This is a genomic window from Nitrospira tepida (assembly GCF_947241125.1).
Lineage (GTDB): Bacteria > Nitrospirota > Nitrospiria > Nitrospirales > Nitrospiraceae > Nitrospira_G > Nitrospira_G tepida.
Window position 1 is genome coordinate 460,151 of sequence record NZ_OX365700.1, and the last position, 23,802, is coordinate 483,952.

24 protein-coding genes and 1 pseudogene are annotated in these 23,802 nt (G+C 61.9%); 14 read left to right on the top strand and 11 right to left on the bottom strand.

Features of this window, described 5'->3' with window-relative positions; genetic code table 11:
- Nucleotides 1-96 precede the first annotated feature (96 nt).
- From QWI75_RS02290 to QWI75_RS02315, 6 genes are all read right to left on the bottom strand, one after another.
- Entirely contained in the window at nt 97-1,497 is a 1,401-nt protein-coding gene (locus QWI75_RS02290) for a sensor histidine kinase (protein WP_289267066.1), read from the bottom strand.
- Nucleotides 1,497-2,168 carry a response regulator gene (locus tag QWI75_RS02295; protein ID WP_289267067.1) on the bottom strand — a complete coding sequence of 224 codons (672 nt, stop codon included), beginning with the start codon at nt 2,166-2,168 and terminating at the stop codon, nt 1,497-1,499. The genes QWI75_RS02290 and QWI75_RS02295 overlap by 1 nt, the downstream gene beginning before the upstream one ends.
- A gap of 64 nt (nt 2,169-2,232) precedes the next feature.
- Complete coding sequence (locus tag QWI75_RS02300) at nt 2,233-3,354, bottom strand: M48 family metallopeptidase (RefSeq protein ID WP_289267068.1); 1,122 nt, start codon at nt 3,352-3,354, stop codon at nt 2,233-2,235.
- Between the two features lie 7 nt (nt 3,355-3,361).
- Nucleotides 3,362-4,558: a YjgN family protein gene (locus QWI75_RS02305; protein ID WP_289267069.1), complete on the bottom strand. Its 1,197-nt coding sequence runs from the start codon at nt 4,556-4,558 to the stop codon at nt 3,362-3,364.
- Between the two features lie 9 nt (nt 4,559-4,567).
- A complete protein-coding gene (locus tag QWI75_RS02310) occupies nt 4,568-5,497 on the bottom strand; it encodes a cytochrome c oxidase assembly factor Coa1 family protein (RefSeq protein ID WP_289267070.1) in 930 nt (309 codons plus the stop codon).
- Between the two features lie 232 nt (nt 5,498-5,729).
- Nucleotides 5,730-7,385 carry an FAD-binding protein gene (locus tag QWI75_RS02315; RefSeq protein WP_289267071.1) on the bottom strand — a complete coding sequence of 552 codons (1,656 nt, stop codon included), beginning with the start codon at nt 7,383-7,385 and terminating at the stop codon, nt 5,730-5,732.
- Nucleotides 7,386-7,652: 267 nt separating this feature from the next.
- Here QWI75_RS02315 and gcvP point away from each other — a divergent pair, with 267 nt between their 5' ends.
- The 4 genes from gcvP to QWI75_RS02335 all read left to right on the top strand — a co-directional run bounded on the left by gcvP (nt 7,653) and on the right by QWI75_RS02335 (nt 13,108).
- The gene (gene gcvP / locus QWI75_RS02320) at nt 7,653-10,568 is read left to right on the top strand and encodes an aminomethyl-transferring glycine dehydrogenase (protein WP_289267072.1); all 2,916 of its coding nucleotides are present in this window, start codon (nt 7,653-7,655) and stop codon (nt 10,566-10,568) included.
- Nucleotides 10,565-11,170: a hypothetical protein gene (locus QWI75_RS02325; protein ID WP_289267073.1), complete on the top strand. Its 606-nt coding sequence runs from the start codon at nt 10,565-10,567 to the stop codon at nt 11,168-11,170. The genes gcvP and QWI75_RS02325 overlap by 4 nt, the downstream gene beginning before the upstream one ends.
- Before the next feature lie 171 nt (nt 11,171-11,341).
- On the top strand, nt 11,342-12,652 hold the full coding sequence (locus QWI75_RS02330; protein ID WP_289267074.1) for an aminotransferase class V-fold PLP-dependent enzyme: 1,311 nt from the start codon (nt 11,342-11,344) through the stop codon (nt 12,650-12,652).
- Between the two features lie 264 nt (nt 12,653-12,916).
- The gene (locus QWI75_RS02335) at nt 12,917-13,108 is read left to right on the top strand and encodes an addiction module protein (RefSeq protein ID WP_289267075.1); all 192 of its coding nucleotides are present in this window, start codon (nt 12,917-12,919) and stop codon (nt 13,106-13,108) included.
- A 66-nt stretch (nt 13,109-13,174) separates the two neighbouring features.
- Here the strand turns inward: QWI75_RS02335 and QWI75_RS02340 are convergent, their stop codons facing one another.
- A complete protein-coding gene (locus QWI75_RS02340; protein ID WP_289267076.1) occupies nt 13,175-13,504 on the bottom strand; it encodes a helix-turn-helix transcriptional regulator in 330 nt (109 codons plus the stop codon).
- A 2-nt stretch (nt 13,505-13,506) separates the two neighbouring features.
- A pseudogene (locus QWI75_RS22610) lies at nt 13,507-13,854 on the bottom strand (type II toxin-antitoxin system RelE/ParE family toxin).
- Nucleotides 13,855-14,688: 834 nt separating this feature from the next.
- Between QWI75_RS22610 and QWI75_RS02345 the strand changes: the two are divergent.
- The 4 genes from QWI75_RS02345 to arfB all read left to right on the top strand — a co-directional run bounded on the left by QWI75_RS02345 (nt 14,689) and on the right by arfB (nt 16,439).
- Entirely contained in the window at nt 14,689-15,141 is a 453-nt protein-coding gene (locus tag QWI75_RS02345) for a hypothetical protein (protein ID WP_289267077.1), read from the top strand.
- A gap of 318 nt (nt 15,142-15,459) precedes the next feature.
- Nucleotides 15,460-15,684: an addiction module protein gene (locus tag QWI75_RS02350; protein ID WP_289267078.1), complete on the top strand. Its 225-nt coding sequence runs from the start codon at nt 15,460-15,462 to the stop codon at nt 15,682-15,684.
- Complete coding sequence (locus tag QWI75_RS22615; protein ID WP_370693539.1) at nt 15,685-15,978, top strand: type II toxin-antitoxin system RelE/ParE family toxin; 294 nt, start codon at nt 15,685-15,687, stop codon at nt 15,976-15,978.
- Nucleotides 15,979-16,025: 47 nt separating this feature from the next.
- Nucleotides 16,026-16,439 (top strand): alternative ribosome rescue aminoacyl-tRNA hydrolase ArfB, encoded by a 414-nt coding sequence (gene arfB, locus QWI75_RS02355; protein ID WP_289267079.1) that lies wholly within the window; start codon nt 16,026-16,028, stop codon nt 16,437-16,439.
- Between the two features lie 94 nt (nt 16,440-16,533).
- On the opposite strand, the gene QWI75_RS02360 is transcribed toward arfB, so the two are convergent.
- The gene (locus tag QWI75_RS02360; RefSeq protein ID WP_289267080.1) at nt 16,534-17,316 is read right to left on the bottom strand and encodes an enoyl-ACP reductase FabI; all 783 of its coding nucleotides are present in this window, start codon (nt 17,314-17,316) and stop codon (nt 16,534-16,536) included.
- A 211-nt stretch (nt 17,317-17,527) separates the two neighbouring features.
- Here QWI75_RS02360 and QWI75_RS02365 point away from each other — a divergent pair, with 211 nt between their 5' ends.
- The 4 genes from QWI75_RS02365 to msrA all read left to right on the top strand — a co-directional run bounded on the left by QWI75_RS02365 (nt 17,528) and on the right by msrA (nt 20,476).
- Nucleotides 17,528-18,475, top strand: coding sequence for a nucleoside hydrolase (locus QWI75_RS02365; protein ID WP_370693540.1), 948 nt, complete (start codon nt 17,528-17,530; stop codon nt 18,473-18,475).
- Nucleotides 18,457-19,362, top strand: a complete 906-nt coding sequence (rbsK, locus tag QWI75_RS02370; protein ID WP_289267082.1) for a ribokinase — start codon at nt 18,457-18,459, stop codon at nt 19,360-19,362. Before QWI75_RS02365 ends, rbsK begins: the two co-directional genes overlap by 19 nt.
- Before the next feature lie 183 nt (nt 19,363-19,545).
- Nucleotides 19,546-19,788 carry a hypothetical protein gene (locus tag QWI75_RS02375; RefSeq protein WP_289267083.1) on the top strand — a complete coding sequence of 81 codons (243 nt, stop codon included), beginning with the start codon at nt 19,546-19,548 and terminating at the stop codon, nt 19,786-19,788.
- 64 nt (nt 19,789-19,852) lie between these two features.
- Nucleotides 19,853-20,476, top strand: coding sequence for a peptide-methionine (S)-S-oxide reductase MsrA (gene msrA, locus QWI75_RS02380; protein ID WP_289267084.1), 624 nt, complete (start codon nt 19,853-19,855; stop codon nt 20,474-20,476).
- 159 nt (nt 20,477-20,635) lie between these two features.
- Here the strand turns inward: msrA and QWI75_RS02385 are convergent, their stop codons facing one another.
- Together QWI75_RS02385 and QWI75_RS02390 are read right to left on the bottom strand one after the other, a co-directional pair.
- Nucleotides 20,636-21,268 carry a hypothetical protein gene (locus QWI75_RS02385; RefSeq protein ID WP_289267085.1) on the bottom strand — a complete coding sequence of 211 codons (633 nt, stop codon included), beginning with the start codon at nt 21,266-21,268 and terminating at the stop codon, nt 20,636-20,638.
- A gap of 178 nt (nt 21,269-21,446) precedes the next feature.
- Nucleotides 21,447-22,028 (bottom strand): mismatch-specific DNA-glycosylase, encoded by a 582-nt coding sequence (locus tag QWI75_RS02390; RefSeq protein ID WP_289267086.1) that lies wholly within the window; start codon nt 22,026-22,028, stop codon nt 21,447-21,449.
- Between the two features lie 120 nt (nt 22,029-22,148).
- On the opposite strand from QWI75_RS02390, the gene QWI75_RS02395 reads away from it, so the two are divergent.
- Entirely contained in the window at nt 22,149-22,781 is a 633-nt protein-coding gene (locus QWI75_RS02395; protein ID WP_289267087.1) for a class I SAM-dependent methyltransferase, read from the top strand.
- A 325-nt stretch (nt 22,782-23,106) separates the two neighbouring features.
- Nucleotides 23,107-23,295: a hypothetical protein gene (locus tag QWI75_RS02400; RefSeq protein WP_289267088.1), complete on the top strand. Its 189-nt coding sequence runs from the start codon at nt 23,107-23,109 to the stop codon at nt 23,293-23,295.
- Nucleotides 23,296-23,802 lie beyond the last annotated feature (507 nt).

Genomic DNA, 23,802 nt, shown 5'->3' on the forward strand with positions numbered 1-23,802 from the left:
TTTCGCCAGGTTTAACGAGAGGAGGGTGCATATGCGAGTTAACCTGGCTTGAAAGGGATCGCGACGATCTTGCTGGACCAGAATTTCTGATTTGGGTCAAGCTTTCGATCCGGCGAGCGGCAGCACGATCGTGAAGGTCGAGCCGGCGCCGGGGGCGCTCTCGACCTCGATGCGGCCACGGTGCATCTCGGCGATCCAGGCGCAGATGGCCAGGCCGAGCCCCGTGCCCTTGTTCGTGTGGGTGCGGGCTTCCTCGGTGCGGTAAAACCGGTCGAAGATTCTGCCCAACGCCTCTTGCCGGATGCCGATGCCTTGATCGCGGACCGAGAGACGAGCCATGCCTTGATCCGTCCGGAGCGCAATCTCCACCAGGCCGCCGGGCTTGGAGTACTTCACGGCATTATCGACGATGTTGAGCAGCAACTCCCGCAGGCGCAGCTCGTCGCCCAGGACCGTGGCTGGGTCGAGCGATCCCAGCGACACCTTCACATCCTGCTCCTGTCCCAACAGCGAGGCCTGTCCGTGGATGTCCTCGATCAGCTCTTCCAGGCGGACGGGCGCGGAGGCCATTTTCACTTCGCCCATGTCCGCCCGCGAGAGAAAGAGCAGCTCGTCCACGATGCGCGTCATCCGGTCGATCTCTTCGAGGTTGCTTTCAAGCACGCTCTTGTAATCCTCGCAGTCGCGGTCGCGTCGGAGGACGAGTTCGGTTTCGCCTTTCATGACCGTCAGCGGCGTGCGGAGTTCGTGCGAGGCGTCGCTGCTGAACTGGCGGACCTGCCGGAACGAGGCGTCCAGCCTCGCGATCATGTCGTTGAAGGTCGCGGCCAGCCGTCCGATTTCGTCGCCGGTGGATTCGACCGTCAACCGCTGCGCCAAGTCACCGGCCGCAATTTTCTGCGCCGCTTCCGTGATGGCATGCACGGGGCGCAACGCCCGGCCGGCCAGGAACCAGCCTCCCGCGAGCGAGGCCAGCAGGGCCACGGGAAGCGACACCAGCAGGACGACCAGCAATCGATGCAGCGCCTCTTCCAGCGGCTTCAACGAGGTGCCGACCTGGACGATGTTCAGCAGGTTGCCCTGGTACATGATCGGCACGGAGATCAGGCGCAGCGTCTCGCCGGGGAAACGGGCCGATTCGTAGGTGGCATGGCCCCGGAAGGCGGTTTCCAACGCGGTTTGGCTCAAGGGCACGTCGTGGCTCTTGACGTTGGGGGATTGGATCGTGATCCGGCCGGTCGGGCTGAAGATCTGAAAGAATTTATCCAGCACGGCCAGTTCGGGGAAATGGGAAGACAGGTCGTCGAACTGGATGAAGGGGCCGAACCCGTGTTGTTCAAGCGATCGGATCGCGGTGGTGGCGGCTTCTTCGAGCGACTGGTCCACCTGATCCTTCAGCTCGCGGGCGAGGACGGCGTAGAGGGTCGTGCCGAGCAGAATCAGGATCAGAGCCAGGACGGACCCGTACCACAGCGTCAGTTTGACGCGAAGAGGCATTACTCCGCCTTCAACACGTACCCGCTCCCGCGGACCGTGTGGATCAGTTTGCGAGGCCGCCCTTTATCGACCTTGTTGCGCAGATAGTTGACGTAGACGTCGATCACGTTGGTGAAGGTGTCGAAGTCCAGATTCCACACGTGTTCGGCGATCATCGGGCGCGTCAGGACGCGGCCGGCGTTGCGCATGAGGTATTCCAGCAGGGCATATTCCTTGGCGGTGAGATCGAGCCGCTGCTCGCCTCGCGTGACTTCGCGGGTCGCCGGGTTCAGGATGAGGTCGTCCACCTGCAAGATGCCGACGGCGTCCGTGGGGCCGCGGCGCAACAGGGCGCGGACCCGCGCCAGCAGCTCGTCGATCGCAAAGGGCTTGGTGAGATAATCGTCGGCGCCCGCATCCAATCCCTTGACCTTTTGATCGACCTGGGACAGGGCCGTGAGGATCAGAACGGGTGAGGTGATTTTCTCCTTCCGCAGCCGCTTCACGATCTCCAGACCCGGCAGGCTGGGGACCATCAGGTCCACGATCACCAGGTCGTAGCTGCCGCTGAGGGCGAGGTCGAGCCCTTGGGCCCCGTCGGTACAAAGGTCCACGGCATAGCTCTCTTCCTCAAGCGCGCGCTTGATGAAGGAGCCCACCTTTGCCTCGTCTTCAATGACCAGAATCCGCATGACGCAATGGCTGATCCGGACCGATGAGATCGAGGGATTATACCAAAGGTCAGGGTGGGACTCGCTAGCGAGGTGGATGCGCGATCGCGGCGGCGCGACAGCGCGTCTTGATCCTGTCCCAACCTGCGGACGGCAGAAGGGGCGCGGCGGCCGAGTCCGCCGGCTGAAGCGCCTGTTGCAGTCTCTGAATCCGCGACTCGGTGCTGGGATGCGACGACAAGTAAGCAAGCAGGTCGTCGTCGGGACGCTCCCTCTGAAGCGTTTCAAAGAAGCGGATCATGCCGGCCGGGTTGATGCCGGCCTTCCGCAGGCTCTGCAAGCCTTCCCAATCGGCGTCGGTTTCGAACGCGCGGCTGTACCGCAAGAGCCCCAACGTGCCGGCCGCCTCGAGCCCATAGGCCAGGCCGCCCGCCATGTCGCCGGATAGGGCCGCGAGCAGCAGGCTCGACGCCATCTGTTCGATCAGCAGCGTCGTGACATGGCGTCCGGCAATGTGCCGGATCTCATGGGCCAAGACTCCAGCCAGCTCATCCGCCGAGCCGGTCTTCTCCAGCAAGCCGCGAAACAGGACGATCGAGCCGCCGGGAGCGGCGAAGGCATTCACGATCGGCCGATCCGCCAGATAGACCTGAATTCGGTAGGGCAAGGGCGCCTGCACGGCAGTCAGCCGTTCCGTAATCAAGCTCAGGGCATCGAGGGTCTGTTGGTCGGTGCAGCGGGCCTCCGGCGGCGCCAACGCTGCCACGGCCGCGCGGCCGAGCTGTTCTTCCCAGGACAGAGGCACGTGCGGGGCCAGCGTTTGGGCCAGCAGGGGAAGGCCCCAGCGATACAGACCGGCAGCCGCGCCAATTGCGACCAGGGCCGCCACGACCGTCCACCGGAGTCGTGACGATCGCATGGAAGGACGGTGAAGGTGGCGGACGCGGGAACTGGCGACGCCATGGAGCGCCTCCAGCACGGTCTGGTCACGGATCACGAGGGTTTCGACCTGATGGTCTCCGAATTCGAGCCGGACGTGCTCGCCATCGTAGGAGCCCTGTGTCTGGCGGATCTGCCCGTGAGGCCAGCAGTGAACCGCGCCGGACTCGGTGGCGATGTGGATGTGTCCGGCCGTGATCTGCACGGTCGCCTGGTGCCGGACGGCGGATTTCCCGTCCAGGTAGACGGCTTGCCAGCTCTTTGTCATGGAAGGATCAGCCCAGGTCGAACCCTGTGTCCAGAAAACTCGACAGCCCTTCGCCGGTCGCGGTGACCGCCCGTTCGTCCTGCGCGATCCGCTCCACCGCCATTGCGCCGTTGAGACGAAGGTTGCTGAAGAGAAAACGGGCGTTCCGCACCGTCGTCCAGGGCCAGGCCAGGCCAAGGGAGCCGATCAGCAGCAGGAAGTTCCCCAGCTTGAGCTTCAACAGCGGCCAGCCCTGCACCGTGCAGACGAACCGCCCGCCGCACAAGGTCGAATGGTTCCAGAAGTAGCGCTGGCGCGCCGCCATATACCAGAACCAGGAGCAGCCGAATGTGAACGGCAGCAGGAGCACGGACCCAACGAAGGATCGGGCGAGGCCGTAACGGTCCCCATCGAACGAGAACCGCTCAGACCCGAGATACGAATGGTCGATGAGATAGGCCTGCCGCCTGACCTCGAAGAGCGGATAGTAGGCCCCCAAGGTTATGGTCGTGAGCAGCGAGCCCTTGAGAAAGAGCGTCATGAACTCGATGGCTTTCCCGCGAAACGAAAAGCGGATGCCTCGCCAGGAACTGCGGCTGAGACGATAGCGGCGGGCTCCTGTCACGGCCACCGGCAGAAACAGCATGAGGAGGATCGTGGAGAGGAGTTGTCCGGTGACCAGGGTCGCGGCGCCCATTTCAAAATATCGCGGCGCCAGGGACAGAGTGAGATAGGGAAGGCCGAACAGGAGCGTGGCCCTGCCGGCTCCATTGAGCAGTTCTCGCGGCGCGCCATGGTAGGCGAACCGGTCGCCGGCGCACTGAGTCTGACTATAGAGGTACGAGCGAACCTTGACCTTGGCCCAGAAGGAATAGAGGCCCAGGGTCAGGATGGTCAGACAGAGGTTGACCAGGTGCATGCCGAACAGCGATCCACCGACGCCGAAAAAGCTCAGGCGGTAGGTCTTCGGGCCTTGGCTCGGAATCTGCTCGCCGGACGGCACCGAGGCCGGTTCCGCATCGACGTCGGCGGAGCTGGGAGCCGTAATCCGTTGGGGAGGCGCAGCGGGCGGGAACGGTCCGGCCACCACGAAAAATTTCGTTCCGCAGGAAGCGCAGGCGCTCTTGGTGCCGGGCTTGAGGCTGGCTCGCGATCGGACGCGAAAACGGCTGCGGCAGTGGGTACAGGTGAGCTGAATCGAGTCGTCGGTGGAGAGGCTGGCCATCGCCGATATCTATTCTCGCGCCATGGTCTCGAACGCCTTCATCGAGACAATCAGCGGTTGCGGGCCCTTGAGCGAAACGGTCAATTCTTTCTCCAAGGCGAACATCAGCCGCCGGCCGTCGGTCATGATCGACTCGGTTCCCCGGAGTCGCGCGACCGCAGTCCTGCCGTCCGGGGCGAGCCGCACGTGCGTGTCCATCCGCGTCCACTGATACTCCTGCGCCATCGCGAAGGATTGCCGGAGGCTCGTCCGGTATTGCTCGCGAGTCATCGTCAGTTCCTGCTCGGTGCCGGAAAACTGGACGACGACGGTCAGGCGGGCATCCGGCGCCACCTGTCGCACCAGGCGGTCCACGTCCCGGCTGTTTGCCGCCTGATCAAGTTCCGCCAGCAGCGAGGTGACCTGCGCCTCCGCCAGATCGTCGCCGGGGAAAAGGGTCCATAGGGGGCGGATCGTCCCGGCCTCGTCTCGGTATTGGGCCTTGCGGACATGCCAGGCTTCTCCGTCCTCCTGGATCAACGACAGGAGGACGGAACCGGATGCGCGGGGTCCAGAGACCGGAATGTCGAATTGGGCTGTGCCCTGACGTCCGTCAGACCTCATGTGCCAAGTGGGGAACCACCCGAATTCGAGCGGGGTGCCGAAATGGTCCCTGAGCACCTCATGGTCTTGAATGAAGGCGACGGAGGTTTGATAGGCCGTGGATCGCTTGATGCCTTGCGTCAGGGCGAACAGGGCCGTGCCGAAAACCCCGTAGCCGAGCAGGCAGAGGGCCGTGAGGGAGAGGATGGCCATCCGTCTGGCCCCAGCATCGGCCGGAACAGCCATCAGAATCGATCTGGTGCTGGTGGAGTGGCCGGATGAGGTCACGGAACCGGCCGCATGAGCCGGCGCCAGAACGAGGTTGACGTCACAGGTGGCGCACGCCACCACAGCCATGTCCGTACCGTCGCCATCCGGGATGACCTGCGAGCTCAGGCAGGAGGGGCAGGTGACGGACTGAGGACAAACCACCGCGTCCATCTCCCAAAGATAGCCGATTCCCCCCGACGCGCAAGGATCGGTAGGGCGAAGTCGGACCTGTGGTGATGGCCGGCGTGCGGTGGAGAAGCGGCAAGGGGTGTTTGACGCGGTTGGATGGCGTGGTTTCGGAACGAGGATCGTTATCCGATTATTTGGGCGGAAAGCGGGTGATCGTGACGGGCCTATAGGAAAGCCGTGGTCCCTCGGGAGTCGAGGTCGTCAGGGTATGTGTGAGCCAGGTCGTGTCGTCCCGCTTGGGAAAATCCGCACGGTAATGGGCGCCGCGGCTTTCCTCTCTCGCCATGCCCCCCGCGACGATCGTCTCCGCGATATCGACCAAGGATTGAAGCTCGAGCGCCTGGATCAAATCCGTATTGAAGACCTGGCCGTGGTCGTGCAGGCGGACGTGCCGGGCCTGCTCTCGCAACCGGCGCACCTGTTCCAGCGCGAGCGCCATCGATTCCTTCGTGCGAAAGATGCCCAGGTTGGTGCTCATCACCCGCCCCAACTCATCGCGGAGCTGCCAGGCCCGTTGCGAGCCTTGGCTGGCATGGAGGCGGGCAATGCGATCCCGGTCTGCTTGGTAGGTCCTGTCGGAGGGAGTGCGCGGGGCCTTGCCGCGGACATACTCCGAGGCCCGGACACCGGCCCGCCTGCCGAACACGATCGTCTCCAGCAGGGAGTTGCCGCCCAGCCTGTTGGCGCCATGGACGCTCACGCAGGCGCATTCGCCCGCGGCGAACAGCCCGGGCAGGGCAGTCTCCCCCCATCCGTTGGCCTGCACCCCGCCCATTTGATAGTGCGCGCCCGGTTGGACCGGGATCGGGCTCTCGATCGGGTCGATGCCGGCGAACTCCAGCGACAGTTGCCGGATCTGCGGCAGCCGTTCCAGGATCCGTTGGCGTCCCAGATGGCGAAGGTCCAGCAGCACGCAGCCGTCGACGCCGCGCCCTTCCAGGATCTCCTGCCCGATCGCGAGGGAAACCGTGGACCGGGTGGCCAATTCCATCTGATCCGGCGCATATCGTTGCATGAACCGTTCGCCCAGCGTGTTCAACAGGTACCCTCCCTCGCCGCGCGCCCCTTCAGTGATGAGGATGCCGGTGCTCTTGAGCGTGGTCGGATGGAACTGGACGAACTCCATGTCCATGAGCGGCACGCCGGCGCGATAGGCCAAGGCCATGCCGTCGCCGGTGTTGATGACCGCGTTGGTGCTGGTGTAGAAGATGCGGCCGCTCCCGCCCGTGGCCAGGATGACGGCCTTGGCCCCGATCACGTGCAGGCCGCCGTGAAGCAGATCCCAGGCGACGACGCCGCGGCATTCGCCCTCGTCGGTCACCAACGAGGTGACGTACCATTCCTCATAGACGGACACCTGCCGGCGGAGGAGCTGCTCGTACAGGACATGCAGGAGCGCATGGCCGGTCCGGTCCGCGGCGTAGCAGGTGCGGGGGAAGCCGGCGCCGCCGAACGGCCGTTGGGCGATGAGCCCCTGCTCGGTGCGGCTGAAGATGACGCCGAGCCGTTCCAGCTCCAGGATGTCGTCCGGCGCCTCCCGGCACATGACCTCGATCGCGTCCTGGTCTCCCAGGTAGACGCCGCCCTTCGCCGTGTCGAAGGCATGGGCCTCCCAGGAATCGGCCGCTCCCAACGCGGCGTTGATCCCGCCCTGCGCCGCCACCGAATGGCTGCGGACCGGATGGACCTTGGAAATGATGGCGACATCGAGATCGGGAGGAACAGCGAGCGCGGCCCTCATGCCCGCAAGGCCCGCGCCCACGATCAGCACGTCATGGATTTTCATCGCCTGGCGCTGCTCGAACCCACTTCGAAACCCTTTCCTGAAACGACGGAGCCGCCGGGGCACGGTCTTGCTGACAGGCCCGTCTGAATCTTATCGCGGATTACTATGGTGGGTGCAAGCCTTGTTGTGGGGGTGCTTCCCTGACTCAGTCCGTTACCGGGTGTGCTCCGAGCAGGGAATTCTGCTTCTCCCTTCTCCTGTGAACAGACTCTATGGTAAACAAATATGACAGCCCGCAACCGCCATCACGCTAGAGGAGCGCTCTCCATGTCCACATTGTCCGATCAGGCCTCGCCCGAACCACAGTGGCTCGACCCGTCCGATCGATTTGCCCAGCGGCACATCGCCCCCAGCGAGGCCGACGTTCAAGAGATGCTGGCCACACTGGGATTGCGGTCCCTCGATGAGCTGGCCGATGCCGCGATGCCTGCCAATATCCGCCATCGCCGGCCGCTGAGCCTGCCGCCGGCAAAGAGCGAACATGAAGCCTTGGCTGAGCTTCAGCAACTGGCCAAACGGAATCAGGTCCGGCGCTCGCTGATCGGCATGGGCTATTACGACTGTCTCACGCCGACGGTGATCCTGCGGAACATCCTGGAGAACCCGGGCTGGTATACCCAGTACACGCCCTACCAAGCGGAAATTGCCCAAGGGCGCATGGAGGCGCTGGTTAATTTTCAAACGATGGTGGCGGACCTGACCGGCCTGCCGCTGGCCAATGCCTCATTGCTGGACGAAGCCACCGCCGCCGCCGAAGCGATGGCAATGTGCGTGAACATCGCCAGACAAAAGGGCGAAGAGCGAACGACCTTTCTGGTGTCCGACGGCTGTCACCCCCAGACCATTGCCGTGGTGCAGACCAGGGCGACGCCGCTTGGGGTGACGGTGCGGGTCGTGCATGGGGATGAGGTTCCTGCCGGGGCGACCGATCTGCTCGGCCTGTTGCTCCAGTATCCGGCCACGGACGGCTCCGTGGTCGATCATGCGGCGCTGATTCAGCGGGTGCACCACGCAGGCGGATTGGTTGCTATGGCGACCGATCTCCTGGCGCTGACCCTCTTGAAGGCTCCGGGGGAGTTGGGAGCCGACATTGCCGTCGGCTCCAGCCAGCGATTCGGAGTACCCATGGGATTCGGCGGCCCGCATGCCGCGTTTCTCGCCACGCGCGAGGAGCACCGTCGGCAGATCCCGGGCCGGATTGTCGGGGTTTCCAAGGACCACGCCGGGAAGCCCGCCTATCGACTCGCGCTCCAAACGAGGGAACAACACATCCGCCGCGAGAAGGCCACGAGCAACATCTGCACGGCCCAGGTGCTGCTGGCGGTCATGGCCGGCATGTACGCGGTGTATCACGGACCGGAGGGATTGCGCCGGATTGCGTCGCGTGTTCATGGGTTGGCGTGCCTGCTGGCCGAGGGGTTGCGGCGCCTGAGCCTGCCTCCCGCCTCCGAGCTGTTCTTCGACACGCTCTCCGTGCCCTGCGGGGTTGATCTGGTCCCGTCGATCATCGCCCGGGCCGGCGCGCGCGGGTACAACCTGCGCGTGATCGACGAGTCGTCGGTCGGCATTTCGCTGGATGAGCTGAGCACCATTGAGGAAGTGCGCCAGGTCCTGTCGATCTTCGCCGGCCAGGATCCTCTCCCCTTCAACCTGGATCAGATGGCCTGCGGGCTGAATGTCTCGTATCCTGGCTCCTTTGCCAGGACCAGCGCCTACCTCACGCATGAGGTCTTCCACCGGTTCCACGCGGAGCACGAGATGCTGCGCTACCTCAACCGGCTGCAGGCCAAGGACCTGTCGCTGACCACCTCGATGATTCCGCTCGGTTCCTGCACGATGAAGCTCAACGCGACGACGGAGATGGTGCCAGTCACCTGGCCGGAGTTTGCGCGCCTCCATCCCTTCGCCCCGGTGGAGCAGACCGCCGGCTATCAGGAGCTCTGCGCCAGGCTGGCCGACTGGCTGGCCGAGATCACGGGGTTCGATGCGGTGTCGTTGCAGCCCAATGCCGGCTCTCAAGGGGAGTATGCCGGCCTGATGGTGATTCGCGCGTATCACCAGCATCAGGGGGAAGGGCATCGCAAGGTCTGCTTGATCCCCGTGTCGGCACATGGGACGAACCCCGCGAGCGCCGCGATGGTGGGCATGACGGTCGTGCCTGTCGCCTGTGATACGCAGGGCAATGTCGACCTGAAGGATCTGGAGGAAAAGGCCGCCCGGCACCGCGGCGATCTGGCCGCCTTGATGATCACCTACCCCTCCACCCATGGGGTATTTGAAGCCGAGATCCGGCGAATCTGCCAGATCGTTCACACGCACGGCGGGCAGGTGTATCTCGACGGTGCCAACATGAACGCGATGGTCGGCCTCACCAGGCCGGGCGACATCGGGGCCGATGTCTGCCATCTGAACCTGCACAAGACTTTCTGCATTCCACACGGAGGCGGCGGGCCTGGAATGGGTCCGATCGCGGTCGGGCGGCACCTTGCGCCGTTCCTACCGGGGCATCCGGTCGTCAAGACGGGCGGGGCGCAGGCGATCGGCTCTATAGCAGCAGCTCCCTACGGCAGCCCGAGCATTCTCCCGATCTCCTATGCCTACATCGCGATGATGGGCAACGAGGGATTGACGCGGGCGACCCAGGTGGCCATCCTCAACGCGAACTACATGGCGAAGAAGCTCGACAAGCACTACCGGGTGCTCTACACGGGCGCCAAAGGATTGGTGGCGCACGAGTTCATCCTGGATCTGCGCCCGTTCAAGGACAGCGCGGGTATTGAGGCCATGGATGTGGCCAAGCGCCTGATGGACTACGGCTTCCACGCCCCGACGGTTTCGTTTCCGGTCGCCGGGACCTTGATGATCGAGCCGACGGAGAGCGAGGCCAAGGCCGAGCTTGATCGTTTCTGCGCGGCGCTGATCGCCATTCGCGGCGAGATTCAGGACATCATCGAGCGGCGGATGCCGAAGACCGACAATCCCTTGAAGAATGCGCCGCACACGGCCCGGATGGTGACGGCGGCCGACTGGTCCCATCCCTACTCCCGCGAGCAGGCGGCGTTTCCAGCGCCGTGGGTGCGCGAGCACAAGTTCTGGCCGAGCGTGGGGCGTATCGACGAAGCCTACGGAGATCGCAATCTGGTCTGCACCTGCCCGCCGATGGAAAGTTACGCGACGTCGTGAAGATCCAAAGTCCGGTGAGCGCGCGAATAGGGAGCGGGCAGGCCAACGGCTCGTTCCTGCGTAAACGCGTGACGCGGCACTGCCGGGCGTTCGTGCTCTTGTTGATTCCCGTCCTGCCCGCCCTGGGTCTGGCCGAAGAAACCGTCGCCGAATGGGAGCCGGGCAAACTGTACCGGGCCGGGGTGCGCGTGAGCGATCCGGCCACTGGTGGGTCGTTCGTGATTCCATCGGAGTGGGAAGGACGGGTGCCGCCCGGATCCGACGCCTTGCTCCTGGGCTCCGAGCGCCATGCCGGGGTGGGAGTGGTCGCGCTGATGGCCCGCACCGACCGTGCGGAGCTGAAGCAAAAGCTGTCGGAGCCACAGGACTTCGGGGGAGAGGTCATTCTGCAACTGTCCAGTCCGCTCGAAGAAGACGACCGGACCATCCGCGCCTCCTATCTCCATGGCAACGTGGTCGGCCGCGCCTGCGCGGTCATGGGACCGGAAGGCCGCGCGATCGTCTTTTTTCTAGCCGGTCCCGCCAGCGATGCGGATCTCTATGAACGTCTGTTGAGCGAACTGGCCTCCTCCACAACCTTCGAGCCGGTCGCGACCACGTAATCCACACCGACAGTCTCTGCCGTCGTTCGAGTTGATATGTGCTCTCAGGCCATGGTGCCTCCAGAGTCTCCCCATGGCCCGGTCGAAAGGGTAGAATCGGCGAATGAGCCGGTTCGCCGAACAAGTCGAATCGGCCGGGATTGCGAACCATTCAGCGGGGAGGAGAGTGAAATGGATCGTCGCAGCTTTCTGATTCGGACCGGATTGCTGATCGGCGCGGCGGTGATGGAGGCGGCCGTGAGCGGCTGCGAAACGCCGCAGGTCAGGCGCCGGCGGGAGGGCTATAAAAACTGGACGGCCGTGCGCAACGAGTTCTTGCTGGATCGCAGCAAGATCCATATGACCGGCTTCTTGCTGGCCTCGCATCCCGCGCCGGTGCGTGAAGCCATCGAGCGCCACCGGCAGGGGCTGGATGAGGACCCGGCCACCTACTGGTCAGAGCGTGAGGAAACCGGGGAAGCGGCGGTGCTGGCGGCGGCGGCCGGCTACTTAGGCGTCAGCGCGACCGATATCGCCTTGACCGACAGCACCACGATGGGCTTGGGGCTTCTCTATGGGGGGCTCAAGCTGTCCCAGGGACAGGAAATCCTCTCCACGATCCACGACCATTACTCGACGGACACGTCGCTTCGCTTGAGAGCTGAGCGGACCGGCGCCTCGTTCCGGCAGATTCCGCTGTACAAGGATCTCAAGACAGTCACGCAGGAGGAAATCGTTCAGACACTCGTGAAAGAGGTACGGCCCGAGACCCGCTATGTCGCCGTGACCTGGGTCCATTCCAGTACTGGACTTAAACTGCCCATTCGCGCGATCGCCGATGCGTTGGCGACGATCAACCGTTCGCGGGCGGAACAAGACCGAATCCTGCTGTGCGTGGACGGCGTGCATGGGTTGGGCGTGGAGAACGTGAAGTTGCCTGACCTGGGCTGCGATTTCTTCGTGGCGGGCACGCACAAGTGGATGTTCGGACCGCGCGGGACCGGCTTGGTCTGGGGGAAACCGCAGGCCTGGCCCCTCGCGCAGGCGACGATCCCCACGTTCGATTCGACCGCCTATCGCATGTGGATGAAGGAGACTGCCGAACATGCGATCCATCAGGCCGCGTTGATGACGCCGGGCGGCTTCCATTCCTTCGAACATCGGTGGGCGTTGAATGAAGCCTTCACGTTCCATCAGATCATCGGCAAGGCGCAGGTGACGGAACGGATCTACGAGCTGAATCAGCAATTGAAGCAGGGCTTGGCCACAATGCCGCGCGTGACCCTGCATACGCCGATGTCTCAAGATCTCTCCGCGGGGATCGTGTGTTTCGAGATCGAAGGGATGAAGCCGGGGAAGGTGGTCGAAAAGCTCAAGGAGGACAAGATCATCGCGAGCGTGAGCCCCTATGCGGTGCAATATGTCCGGCTCGCGCCGAGCCTGCTGAACACGCCGGGTGAGGTGGAGGTGGTGCTGCGGGCGATCCGTGACCTTACTGTATGAATGAGAGTGGAGTCGTATTGGTCCGGAGGCCCTTAAGCGTGGCCGAGGTCTATAGGTTCGCGGCGGCTATAGGAGAAGTGGAAGGACACCCATACTGGTCCTGTGCTCCCGGAACGCGCGCCCTCAGAAGGGCCTCGTTCCACGGCCGCAATCGGACCAGCATGGGTGCCCTTCCAGAAAAAGGGACAATGGTCCTGAGAGTTTGAATCCATTGGGTGCTGAGGCATACTGCCACCTATGCCATTTAATCTTCCTCTGAAAGACATGACGCTTCAGGAGAAGCTCGCGGCGATGGAGTCGATTTGGGAAGACCTCGCGCGAACTCCTGATGCGATCGAATCGCCTGACTGGCACCAAGATATTCTCGATGAACGCCGCCGGCAGGTTGCTGAGGGGCGGGCTCACTTCATCGACTGGGAAACTGCCAAGACAGACATCCGCAAGAAGCTGTTCTGAAATCGAAAACCCGGCCACTCTGGTCCTATTTGAGCGATCAGATCCCTCCAATCCAACAATAGCGAATTAGGCCGCAGCGCCGCTCTTCTGCCCAAGGGCTCTGGCGATGTCTCGCGGTCTTGCGCCGAGCACCACCAACCCGCGTACCAGCAAGTCAATGGAAACGGTCCGATCTGCCGCTTCCATCTTGGCAATACGCGATTGACTCGATTGGAGCCGCTTGGCCAAGGCCAGTTGCGAGAGCCCGTGAGCCTCGCGACGCGCACGGAGAGCCTGGCTTAGATTCACCTTCATCTCGACCAATGCGGCTTCCTCTGGACTGAGCCCGAGGAAATTTTCGGCTGTTCCCACCCGCCACCCTCGCGCCTCAAGTCGTTTCTGTTTGGCCTTGTCCATGGTCACTCCTCCTTGTTCGCAGCCTCATCATAGGCACGCAACCGACGCCGACATGTCTCAATGACCTGATGAGGAGTCGCTTGTGTCTTCTTGGAGAAGACTTCTGCGATCACAATGGCATCGGAATCTACGCGGTACATAATGCGCCACGTCGCTGTCTCGTCGGGTATTCGCAGTTCATGACAACGCAGGCCGACGATGGGCATCGGCCGTGAGTGGGGCATGCTCGGTGCCTCTCCTCATTGCAGGCGGCGCAGCAAGATACCGGCTTCGAGCCTGGCTGCTGCCGACAACGGTGGGCTCTTCACCTCCCCGTGCAACCAAACCAGGGGCTTGTCGGTCGGGCTCATCGAGGCAGAATATATGTCAATAATGACATGGATGCAAGGCGTGAAGCCGAACTGAGGCGCTCCCCTATTATAGAAAGATCGCGCTTGACATTCAGTTAACGCGAAGCTGTCCCGGTGGGCGATGCGCGGACAAAATCTTGAATACGTGTTGGATATGCAAGTAGACTTGCCTTCCAATTGAGTGCTGAGGCTGTTGTACTATGTTGCACGGGGAGGCCGCAGCAGATTCAAATGGTTAACTGGCAACAAAATGGATACTGTACAGAAGCAATTTGAGAGAGCAAACGGGGACACGTTTATCGAATGGCTGAATGCGCAGTTGGACGCGTATTATGCCTTTTCTCGGCGCGCCGGAGAGGCCCCTGACTTGGTCTATTCATTCAGTGATTCTGAACTATTTATCGAAGTGACGGCGGGTTACTACGACAGTGCGCATGCAACTTTCCTTTGGGAGAACGCTCGGGCGGCCGAAGGGGCACCCTCGGGTTGGACCGGGGTGAATCCCGACAAATGTCTTGCGGAGGCTATTCATCGACGTGTCACCGACAAATCGAAAAATCGCTACGGCTCAAATTGCATACTCCTGGTGGTCGTTCCTCCTGGCGTTACTTCGGCAGAGGACCTTGCTCGTCTGCTCGCTGAAAAGGCTCCCCCGGTCTACACGCCTTTTGCCGGGATATATGTCGCTGGGCGCTTCCCAATCACAAGTAGAAGCTCGGGGGGTTATCGGGTGATACCAATAAAGGAGTTGCGAGCTAACTCCGCAATCGAGAGGGAGGCGCGCAAGAGAGGCGCGCGCTTCACATTGTGAACCTTAATTTTTAGTGAGCAACAATGGGTCTTCTGAACAAGTTGTTTGGTTATCGATGGAGTCTCTACATCGTCATGGGAAACCAGTTAGCATATGCCATGCACGAAAACTCAGCGCTCCGAATCGTTGGTTACGTTATGGCATATTTTGCGGATGGTGGAAAGCCCGTCGAACCTTGGAGCCTTTACCTCAATTTCAACCATAAACACCAGACCATCAAGCTCGGTCCAGAGCATTTCATGTCTGACGGAGAAAATGTCACCCCTGCCCTCATTCGCGAGATCGAATCTATTGACCCTGGCTGGAAAGTGAAGGGCGGAGAGCCCGTGTTTGAAGAGGCTGCGACGAGGAAACGCCTCAAGATCAGCGAATACATGCCCGGGGATATTGACATACAAGCCATGATAGATAATCTCAACAAGCCTCGTGACGTCACCTTCTTCTCGGTGATGGATGAGGTCTTTGGAAAACGCTAACTATTCGGTTAGCCGGACAGCCAGCAAGCTGCGCTTGCTGGTGCCCGCGCTCCGGCGGTCGGTTACGTCGATCGTTATCTGGCTCTGGATTATGACAGCTCAGCGCGATCTATATAGTCTCAATGCTGAACATCTCCTCCCACGTCGCCATTCCTGATCACGAGATCGAGATCCATGCCGTTCAGTCGCAGGGGAAGGGCGCCAGCACGTCAACAAGGTGGCGACGGCGATTTGGACGACTCCGTTCCCAGCACTGTACAAATTGCTCGTGGGTGCTGAAGATGTCTTTCTGATCCCTCTTGGGGTAAGATTTGCGTTATGAGCCTGGAAAAACTTGAGGCGGAAGCCCTCAAATTAGACCCAAAGGAACGGGCGCGGTTAGCCGGCAAGCTGCTGGAAAGTCTGGAGCAGCTCTCCGAAGACGAAAACGCCAAGCTATGGGCCGAAGAAGCCCAACGGCGGGATGAGGAGATGGATACACATCCCGGCGGCAGTTCTTCCGCCGAGGAGGCCCTCCGGGACGCGAGAGCCAAGCTGCGGTGAATGGAGCAAATCTCCTTTCATCGCCTTGCCCGACGCGAACTGATCGATGCTGCGCTCTTCTACGACGTGGAAAGCCCAGGACTAGGCGCTGCGTTTCTTGACGAGGTTGAAGACTGCACGAGAAACCTTCTCGCATTTCCTGAATCAGGCCAAGTTGTTCGTGGGGGAGTTCGACGCCGGCTCCTTCGTCGGTTTCCCTACGCGCTCTTGTACTCCCTGAAAAAAGACACCATACGCGTGCTGGCGGTGATGAATCTGAAACGGCGCCCCCTGTACTGGGTTGGCCGGGAGTGATCCGTCTGAGAGAATCGCCGATTCGTGTTGAGACTTCGTGAGATCCCATGCTCTACATCTCCTCCCACGTCGCCATTCCTGATCACGAGATCGAGATCCATGCCGTGCGGTCGCAGGGGGCGGGCGGGCAGCACGTCAACAAGGTCTCGACGGCGATTCATCTGCGGTTCGACATCGCCGCCTCCTCGCTCCCTCCCTTCTATAAGGAGGAACTCCTGAAGCTGCGGGACCATCGCATAACGCAGGGTGGCGTGATCACCATCAAGGCCCAGCAGTCGCGGAGCCAGGAGCAGAATCGAGCCGATGCGCTCGATCGGCTCCGTGAGCTGATTCAGCTCGTCGCGGTCCCGCGCAAGAAGCGCAAGGCGACGAAACCGACCAAGGCCTCGAAACAACGGCGGTTGGAAAGCAAGACCAAGCGGGGGCGGCTGAAGGCGCTCAGGGGACGGATTGACGACTAGGGGGACGACAATCGTCATCCGTCAGTGGTCAAGCGTGAGAAGGGCATGAAGTTCGGGTGGCAGTTGTTTGACGAGTGAGGTTTGACGAATGACGCTACTCCGAAGACACCAGCGATCCCAGGATATGGTACCCGCCGTCCACGTAGATCACTTCGCCGGTGATGCCTCGGCCGAGTGGGCTGATCAGGAACAGCGCGGTGTCGCCCACCTCGCCCTGTTCGGTCGCGCGGCGCAGCGGAGCAAAGTCTTTGTGGTGATCGACCATCTTGCTGATGCCGGAGACGCCGCGGGCGGCTAGGGTTTTGATCGGACCGGCTGAAACGGCGTTGACGCGGATGTTCTTCGGCCCGAGATCGTGCGCGAGATAGCGGACGGTCGCCTCCAGCGCGGCCTTGGCGACGCCCATGACGTTATAGTGCGGGACCACCCGTTCGGCGCCGAGATAGGTGAGCGTGACCACCGAGCCCCCTTCCGTCATCAGCGGCACAGCCGCCCTGGTGACGGCGACGAGCGAATAGGCGCTCACGTCGAGCGCGGTGGCGAACCCCTTCCTGGTCGTATTGACGAACTGCCCCGTCAGCTCTTCGCGCGGGGCAAAGGCGACCGAGTGGACCAGGAAGTCGAGCCGGCCGAACTCCTTCTGCACCTGCTGCATCAGCGCCTCGATCTGGGCATCGTCTCCGACGTCGCAGGGGAAGGCCTTCGCGCCCGGCATGGATGCGGCGAGTTCCTCGACATTCTCCTTGAGCCGGTCGTTCTGGTAGTTGAACAGCAGGTGCGCGCCCTGCCCGGCCGCCGATTGGGCGATGGCCCAGGCGATGCTGTGTTTGTTCGCCACGCCGATGATCAAGCCCTTCTTTCCGTCCAGCAAACCCATCCGTCATCTCCTTGTTCAGCCCAGGTATAAACCGTCAGGAACATAGCATAGAACCGGTAGCGTGGGAAATCAGGGAAGTCGAGGTCCTGTGCTAGGACTGCACTCGCCCCAGCCTGAGCGTGGCTCTTTCTGAACCGTCGCAGTATAGTGGCAGGCTCCCACCATGCCGACTGCTCGACGAAGAAAGGTGATACTGGATACGGACCCGGGCGTGGATGACGCACTGGCGATCCTCTTGGCGCTTCGGTCGCCGGAACTTGATGTGGTCGGGATCACGACGATCTGCGGCAACGTGCCGGTCGGACAGGCGACCGAGAACCTCTTCCGTATCCTGAGCCTGGTCGATCCACCGCGCGGTCTGTTGATCGGCCAAGGAGCGGCCGCTCCGCTACGCCGTCCGCTGGAGACTGCGACGCACGTGCACGGCGCTGATGGATTGGGGGATCTGGACCAGTTCACGAATCAGAGCGGGCAGCCCCGCTACCCGCGCCCAGTCGTGCCTGGCAGGCTCCCTTCCGCCGTTGAGACCTGGGAACGGTGCATGCGGACGCATGGACCAAACCTCACGCTCATAACCCTGGGACCGCTCACCAATCTGGCGCAGGCGCTCCAACGGCCTGCGATCGTCGCGAAGGGATTTCGATCCATCATTGCTATGGCCGGCGCCATCGCCGTCCCCGGCAACGTGACGCGCGCGGCGGAGTTCAATGTGTACGTCGATCCTCATGCGGCTGAGCAGGTGTTGCAAGCCGATCTGCCGCTGACATTGATTCCTCTGGATGTGACCACGAAGGTGACGGTGTCGCGCGAGGCCATCACGAAACTGACCGCCCGCGCCCGTGATCCGGTCGGACAATTTTTCGCCGATGCCACGGGGGCCGCGTTGGATTTTGCCGATCGCGTCGAGGGGGCGGCGGTATTTCCGTTTCATGATCCCCTGGCTGTGGCGGTCGCGATCGACCCGGCGCTGGTTCAGCTTGTCCCGTTGCACGTGGCCGTGGAAACTGAGGGGCCTGTCGCTCTGGGAGCCACGCTCGCCGATCGGCGCAGGTTGCGGCGCGAACACCAGAACCGTCCGAACGTTCAGGTGGCCCTGCGCGTGCAGGCCGATCGGGCCCGCCGCCTCATCACGGAACGACTATGCCGAACGTCCTCGTGATCGGGTCATCCAATCTCGACTTGACCGTCAGGCTCGACCGTTTGCCGGTCGTCGGAGAAACGGTGTCGGGCGGCGAGTTCTATCAATCGTTCGGCGGCAAGGGGGCTAACCAGGCCGTCGCGGCGCGCCGGGCTGGCGCGGATGTGCTGTTCGTGACCAAAGTTGGCGCGGACGCCAACGGGGAGGTGATCGCACGGCATCTCGTCGAACAGGGAATTCCCGCGGTTGGCCTGCGTCAGGACCGGCGCGCGCCGACCGGCGTGGCGTTGATCGTGGTCGATACCCACGGGCGCAACATGATCGCCGTGGCGCCCGGCAGCAATCGGCTGCTGACCGCCGAGGAGATTCGCGAGCACGCCTTGGCGTTCGAGGAGGCGAAGGTCCTGTTGGTTCAATTGGAGGTCCCGTTGGCCGCTGTGACGCAGGCGCTGACCCTCGCCAAGGCCAAGGGCATGACCACGATCCTGAATCCCGCCCCTGCCCAATCGCTGCCGGACCGGCTCCTCAAACTGGTTGATATCGTGACTCCCAATGAAACGGAAGCGACTGTACTGACCGGTCAGGCTGTTAGAGAAGCGGCGGCGCGCGATCTGCTGGCGCGAGGGGTGCGCGAGGTCGTGGTGACGCTGGGCGAGCAGGGCGCCCTCTGGACAAACGCGGCAGGAATGAAGGCGATCCTTCCGTTCAAGGCCACGCCTGTGGATTCCACCGCGGCCGGCGATGCGTTCAACGGTGCACTCGCCGCTGCATTGGCGGAAGGCCGGTCCCTCGACCGTGCCTTGCGGTTTGCCTCGGCGGCCGGCGCCCTGGCGGTGACGAAGCGCGGCGCCCAGGAATCGATGCCAGGCCGGCGCGAGATCGAAGCGGTGCTGGATCGAGTCATTTAGCCGGCCCATTTCGAGACCCTCGGTTTGATCAGGGAAAGCCTATTAAATCAACCGGTTGATAGGAAGGTCATCCCACTGGCTCCTTCTTCCGAAGGACAGCTACCCCCGTTTGGGGCATTGCGGCTGTTCCGCCCGCTCAGCGATAACAAGGCTCCTCGCGGGGGGATGATCGACGGGAGCCACATGCGAAAAATCCTGAGTTTCAGCGACGATCTCACGCAAGAAGAAGTGGAACACCTCACCACGCTCTTGATCTACCATTTGGTCGAGCGTTGCGGCGGTCGGGTGAGTTTCACGACAGAAGACGCCTCCCAAACGCTCGAAGGACTTGAGACCAAAATGGTCCACATGCAGATCGGCAATGCCATCACGCTTCGTATCGTCACGCGCCCGCCCGAATTGCAAGACCCCGCAGTGATCCGATAGCTTCCCTGTAAGGCACTGCCGTTTCGTGAGACAATGCAGCAGGCAATGTCAGGGAGAGGTGTTGATGACGACGGCGCGGGTGAGTCCGTTGATGTCGGTGGTGTTGGCTGGACTGTTGGCGATCGCGGCCGGCTTGGATCGTCCCGCTGGAGCGGCGAACCTCGAGAAGGCCGTCTTTGCGGGCGGCTGTTTCTGGTGCATGGAAGAGGCCTTTGAAGGGGTCGAAGGCGTCGTCTCGGTGGCGTCCGGCTACATCGGAGGGATGAAAGCCAATCCGAGCTACGAGGAAGTGTCTTCCGGTTCAACGGGTCACGCCGAAGCCGTTGAGGTCCTGTTCGATCCGGCCAGGACCAACTATCCGAAGTTGCTGGAGGTCTTTTGGCGGAACATCGACCCGACCACGCCGGACCGGCAATTCTGCGATCGCGGGAGCCAGTATCGATCGGCGATCTTTACGTTGACGGAGCTGCAACAGCGTCAGGCGGAGGAGTCGAAACGAGCCGTTGAACAAACCAAACCCTTCCGAGAACCGATCGTGACACAGATCGTTCCCGCCACGACGTTTTATCCCGCCGAGGACTACCATCAGGATTTTTACAAACGCAACCCGATCCGCTACAAGTTCTACAAGTACAACTGCGGGCGGGTGCAGCGGCTTGAGGAAGTCTGGGGGAAGTCGCGAGGCTAGCCCACCGCTCGCCTTTGCTCCTCCGATCGGCCGTTGAACCACTCCGGACAACGCAGAGCGAGCTTCTCCTGGCCTTGCTCATGCCAGACGGGAAATGTTTTCCGGAGACTGTGCAGGGAAGGCGGATCGGCGTAAAGACCTATCAGGGGAGGATGACCGTCAGTGGGCTTGCCGGGCCCTCATCTGCGCCAACGCCGCCTGCGCCTCGAGGATGAAATCGGTGCGTTGATCCGCTTGCGCCAGTTGGAGCGCTTCGCTGGCGAGCACGATCGCCGGCTGATGGTTGCCGCGGGAGCAGTAACTTTTGGCGAGGCTCAGCCTGGCGTTGACTGATTTGGGATCACGGCGGATGATCATCTCCAGGAGACGCTCGCCTTGTTCCTGGTCCCCGCCCAATAGGCTTGGCAGTCTCACGAGAAAGGTGGCCTTGGCCGATAAGGCGTCGAGATTACCCGGCTCCAGTTCGAGCGCCCGGTCGAGTTCTTTCATCATGCGGCGGAAGCCGAAGAGGGAGGTGAGATTCTCGCCGTCCACGCGGAGCTGTTCCCCGAGCGTGCAGAAAAGCGCAAAGTGCGCGCGGGCAGACCGTTCGTTCAACTCGATCGCCCGTTCCGCCAGCGCCTGGCTGCGCTCGAAATGGGCAACCCGGGCGGCTCGTTGCTGAGCGGCCCGGCCCAACTCGCATTCCCGGATCGACTCAGCCGTCAACTGCGGAACCGAATCCGAGGCTGACGCAGCATGGGGCAGATTGAGGGAGGCGAGGACAAGCGCAAAAATCAGGACAAGCGGCATTCCGTTCATCAGAACTTTTCTCCGAGTCACGTTCCCCGAAGCCTTCAAAGTATAAAGCAACTCCACTGGCTTGGCCAGTTGATTTTTCGGGTTTTGGGATCTCCGCACCGGCACCGGCTCGACCGATCGTTGTAGCCAAGGTCACCCGAACGTTAGCGTTCGTCGCCCAATGACGGCTTCAGTTCCGGCTGGCGCGTTCGCCAGCAGTGGCTCCTCGCAAGACCGCGAAGAGAGCCAACATGGCCTCATACGAGTAATGGGCATTCCGCCCGCTTGGGTTCGGTAACAAGAATACGCGCGTGTTGGCGAAGCGCTTGGGCTGCCAGCCCGGCGAGGGCCGCGGCGGAATCGAAGCGGCGGTGGATGGTCCCGGACGAGGTGGAAAGATTGCAGGCAACAGCGTCATGCCGAGCAGGGCGATGATTCGGGGGCGATGCCGGAGGACGAGAGAATGCAGCCGTTTCCGGCCTGCCATATATTCCTCGGCCTTGAGGCTGCCGACGCCGGCGGTCGGGCGACGAATGAGATTCGTGATGCCGATCCCCCATTGAGGCAACCGCCTATCGTCCTCCGGGCCGAGGGGCTCAGGGACGAGGCGGGCTCCATAGAGCAGTTTCCAAAAGCGATTCGAATAGCCGGCGAAGTGATGCCCGACCGCCATGGAACGGAGGCCGGGATTGATGCCCACGAACAGAATCTCGAGGCCTGGCCCGACATAGTCAGGGAGGGAGGTACGAGAGGTCGCCCGCTTGGCGCGCATGGGATGAGGCCTTGCACTTGAAACGGGTTCGTGCGCGCATTAGAGTTCAGTGGGATCGTCGAACACAAGGGGTGTCGCCTGTTCCGTTGGAGGAGGTCTTCAAGCAAGCCGGAGACCAAGATGAGGATCGTATCGGGGCTCATAGGAGGCGCAGCTTGCGCCGCATTGTTGTCCATGCCGCTGACTGTTTCTGCCGATCCCCGGGACCAGGACCGCTGGGACAAGAAATATCAGGAGGATCAGTATCTCTTCGGGAAAGAGGCCATTCCCTTTCTCGCCACATATGTACATCTTCTTCCCAAAGGTCGGGCGCTGGATCTGGCGATGGGCGAAGGCCGTAACGGCGTCTTTCTGGCGACGCGCGGCTTTCGCGTGACGGGACTCGATATTTCCGCCCGTGGGCTTGAGAAGGCGCAGCGCTTGGCGAGGGAACAAGGGGTGACCATCGAGACGCGGGTGGTCGATCTTGAGAAAACGGAATTGGAGCGGGATTCCTACGACGTGATTCTCTGCACCTATTACCTCCAACGCAGCCTGTTCCCTCAGATCAAGAACGCGCTGAAGCATGGGGGAATGGCTGTGGTGGAGACCTATACGGTGGACCATCTGAGATACCGTCCCGATTTCAACCGGACCTATCTCATCGAGCAGAACGAACTGCTTGAACTGTTTCGGGATTTCAAGATCATTCGCTATCAATTCGAAGATACCGGCCAGGCGGCGTATGCGAGTATCATCGCGCAAAAGCCCTGATCTGATCTGGGATGGCCGCAGTGATGCGTGGGGCGCTCGCAGCGATGGTATCCGCCACCGCCCAATACCAAAGCCTGTATCCAAATCCCGATGAGACAGTGGGGCAGTCTAGTTTTATGAACTTCGCCATTCCGCCACAGGGTTACTGTAGGAGAACCCCTGCTATCTGACCGAGACATGTTTATAAGTGATTGAAATGTCTAGCATTGACATTCTCTGTCCGCATGGCACTACCCTTGCTCACCCCCAAGCCCGCCATAACGGGAAGCTCAGCGCCGGCAGGCGCTCGAAGCAAATCATAAGCGTGGAAGGGGGTGAATCGAGTATGAAGCGTATCCTGATGTCATTGTTGGCGGCGGCGGTCCTCGTGACCTTCTCGGCTCCGGCTTTCGCGGGTGAGCAGAAGAAGGAAGAGAAGAAGGGTGGTCACGTGACCATGTTCGGCGAGAAGAAGGATGAGAAGAAGGGCGGCAAGCTCTTCGGCGAGGAAAAGAAGGAAAAGAAGGGCAAGTAATTTCAGCTCGTGCCGAGCAGAAAGCCCCCCGTTCAACGGGGGGCTTTTTTTTGCCTTGTTGGGCCCCAACAGGAGGGCCGAGTTTTCTCTCTCCACTCCCTGTGATCGAAAGTCGAACGTTGGGTGCGAATGCGCCTGCTTCGGTGGACCTCGATTCCCACTCACGATTGGGAGGAGACCGATGGAGATGTCTTCACCAGCGTCATCTCGTTGTCTTGCTGCCCTCTCCTTCATCCGTTCCCCTTCTGATCAAACTCAGCTCATCTCCCAGGAGCCGTGACAGTCGCATTCCTTGAACCGGTAGAGAAACTGTTCAAGGCGTGAGATGGCGACCCTGATGCATCATGTGGGCGTGAGGTCCATCAGCTTAGCCCAAGAGGCTCAGCCCAGACCTCGGGGCTTTGTACCTGGGGCCCGTGACTCACGTACCTGGATTCCCTCAGTGCAGAATCTTGTACTGAAAAAACCCCACAGATGGCCCTATTGTGGTTGAGTAGCCTCCGCTAA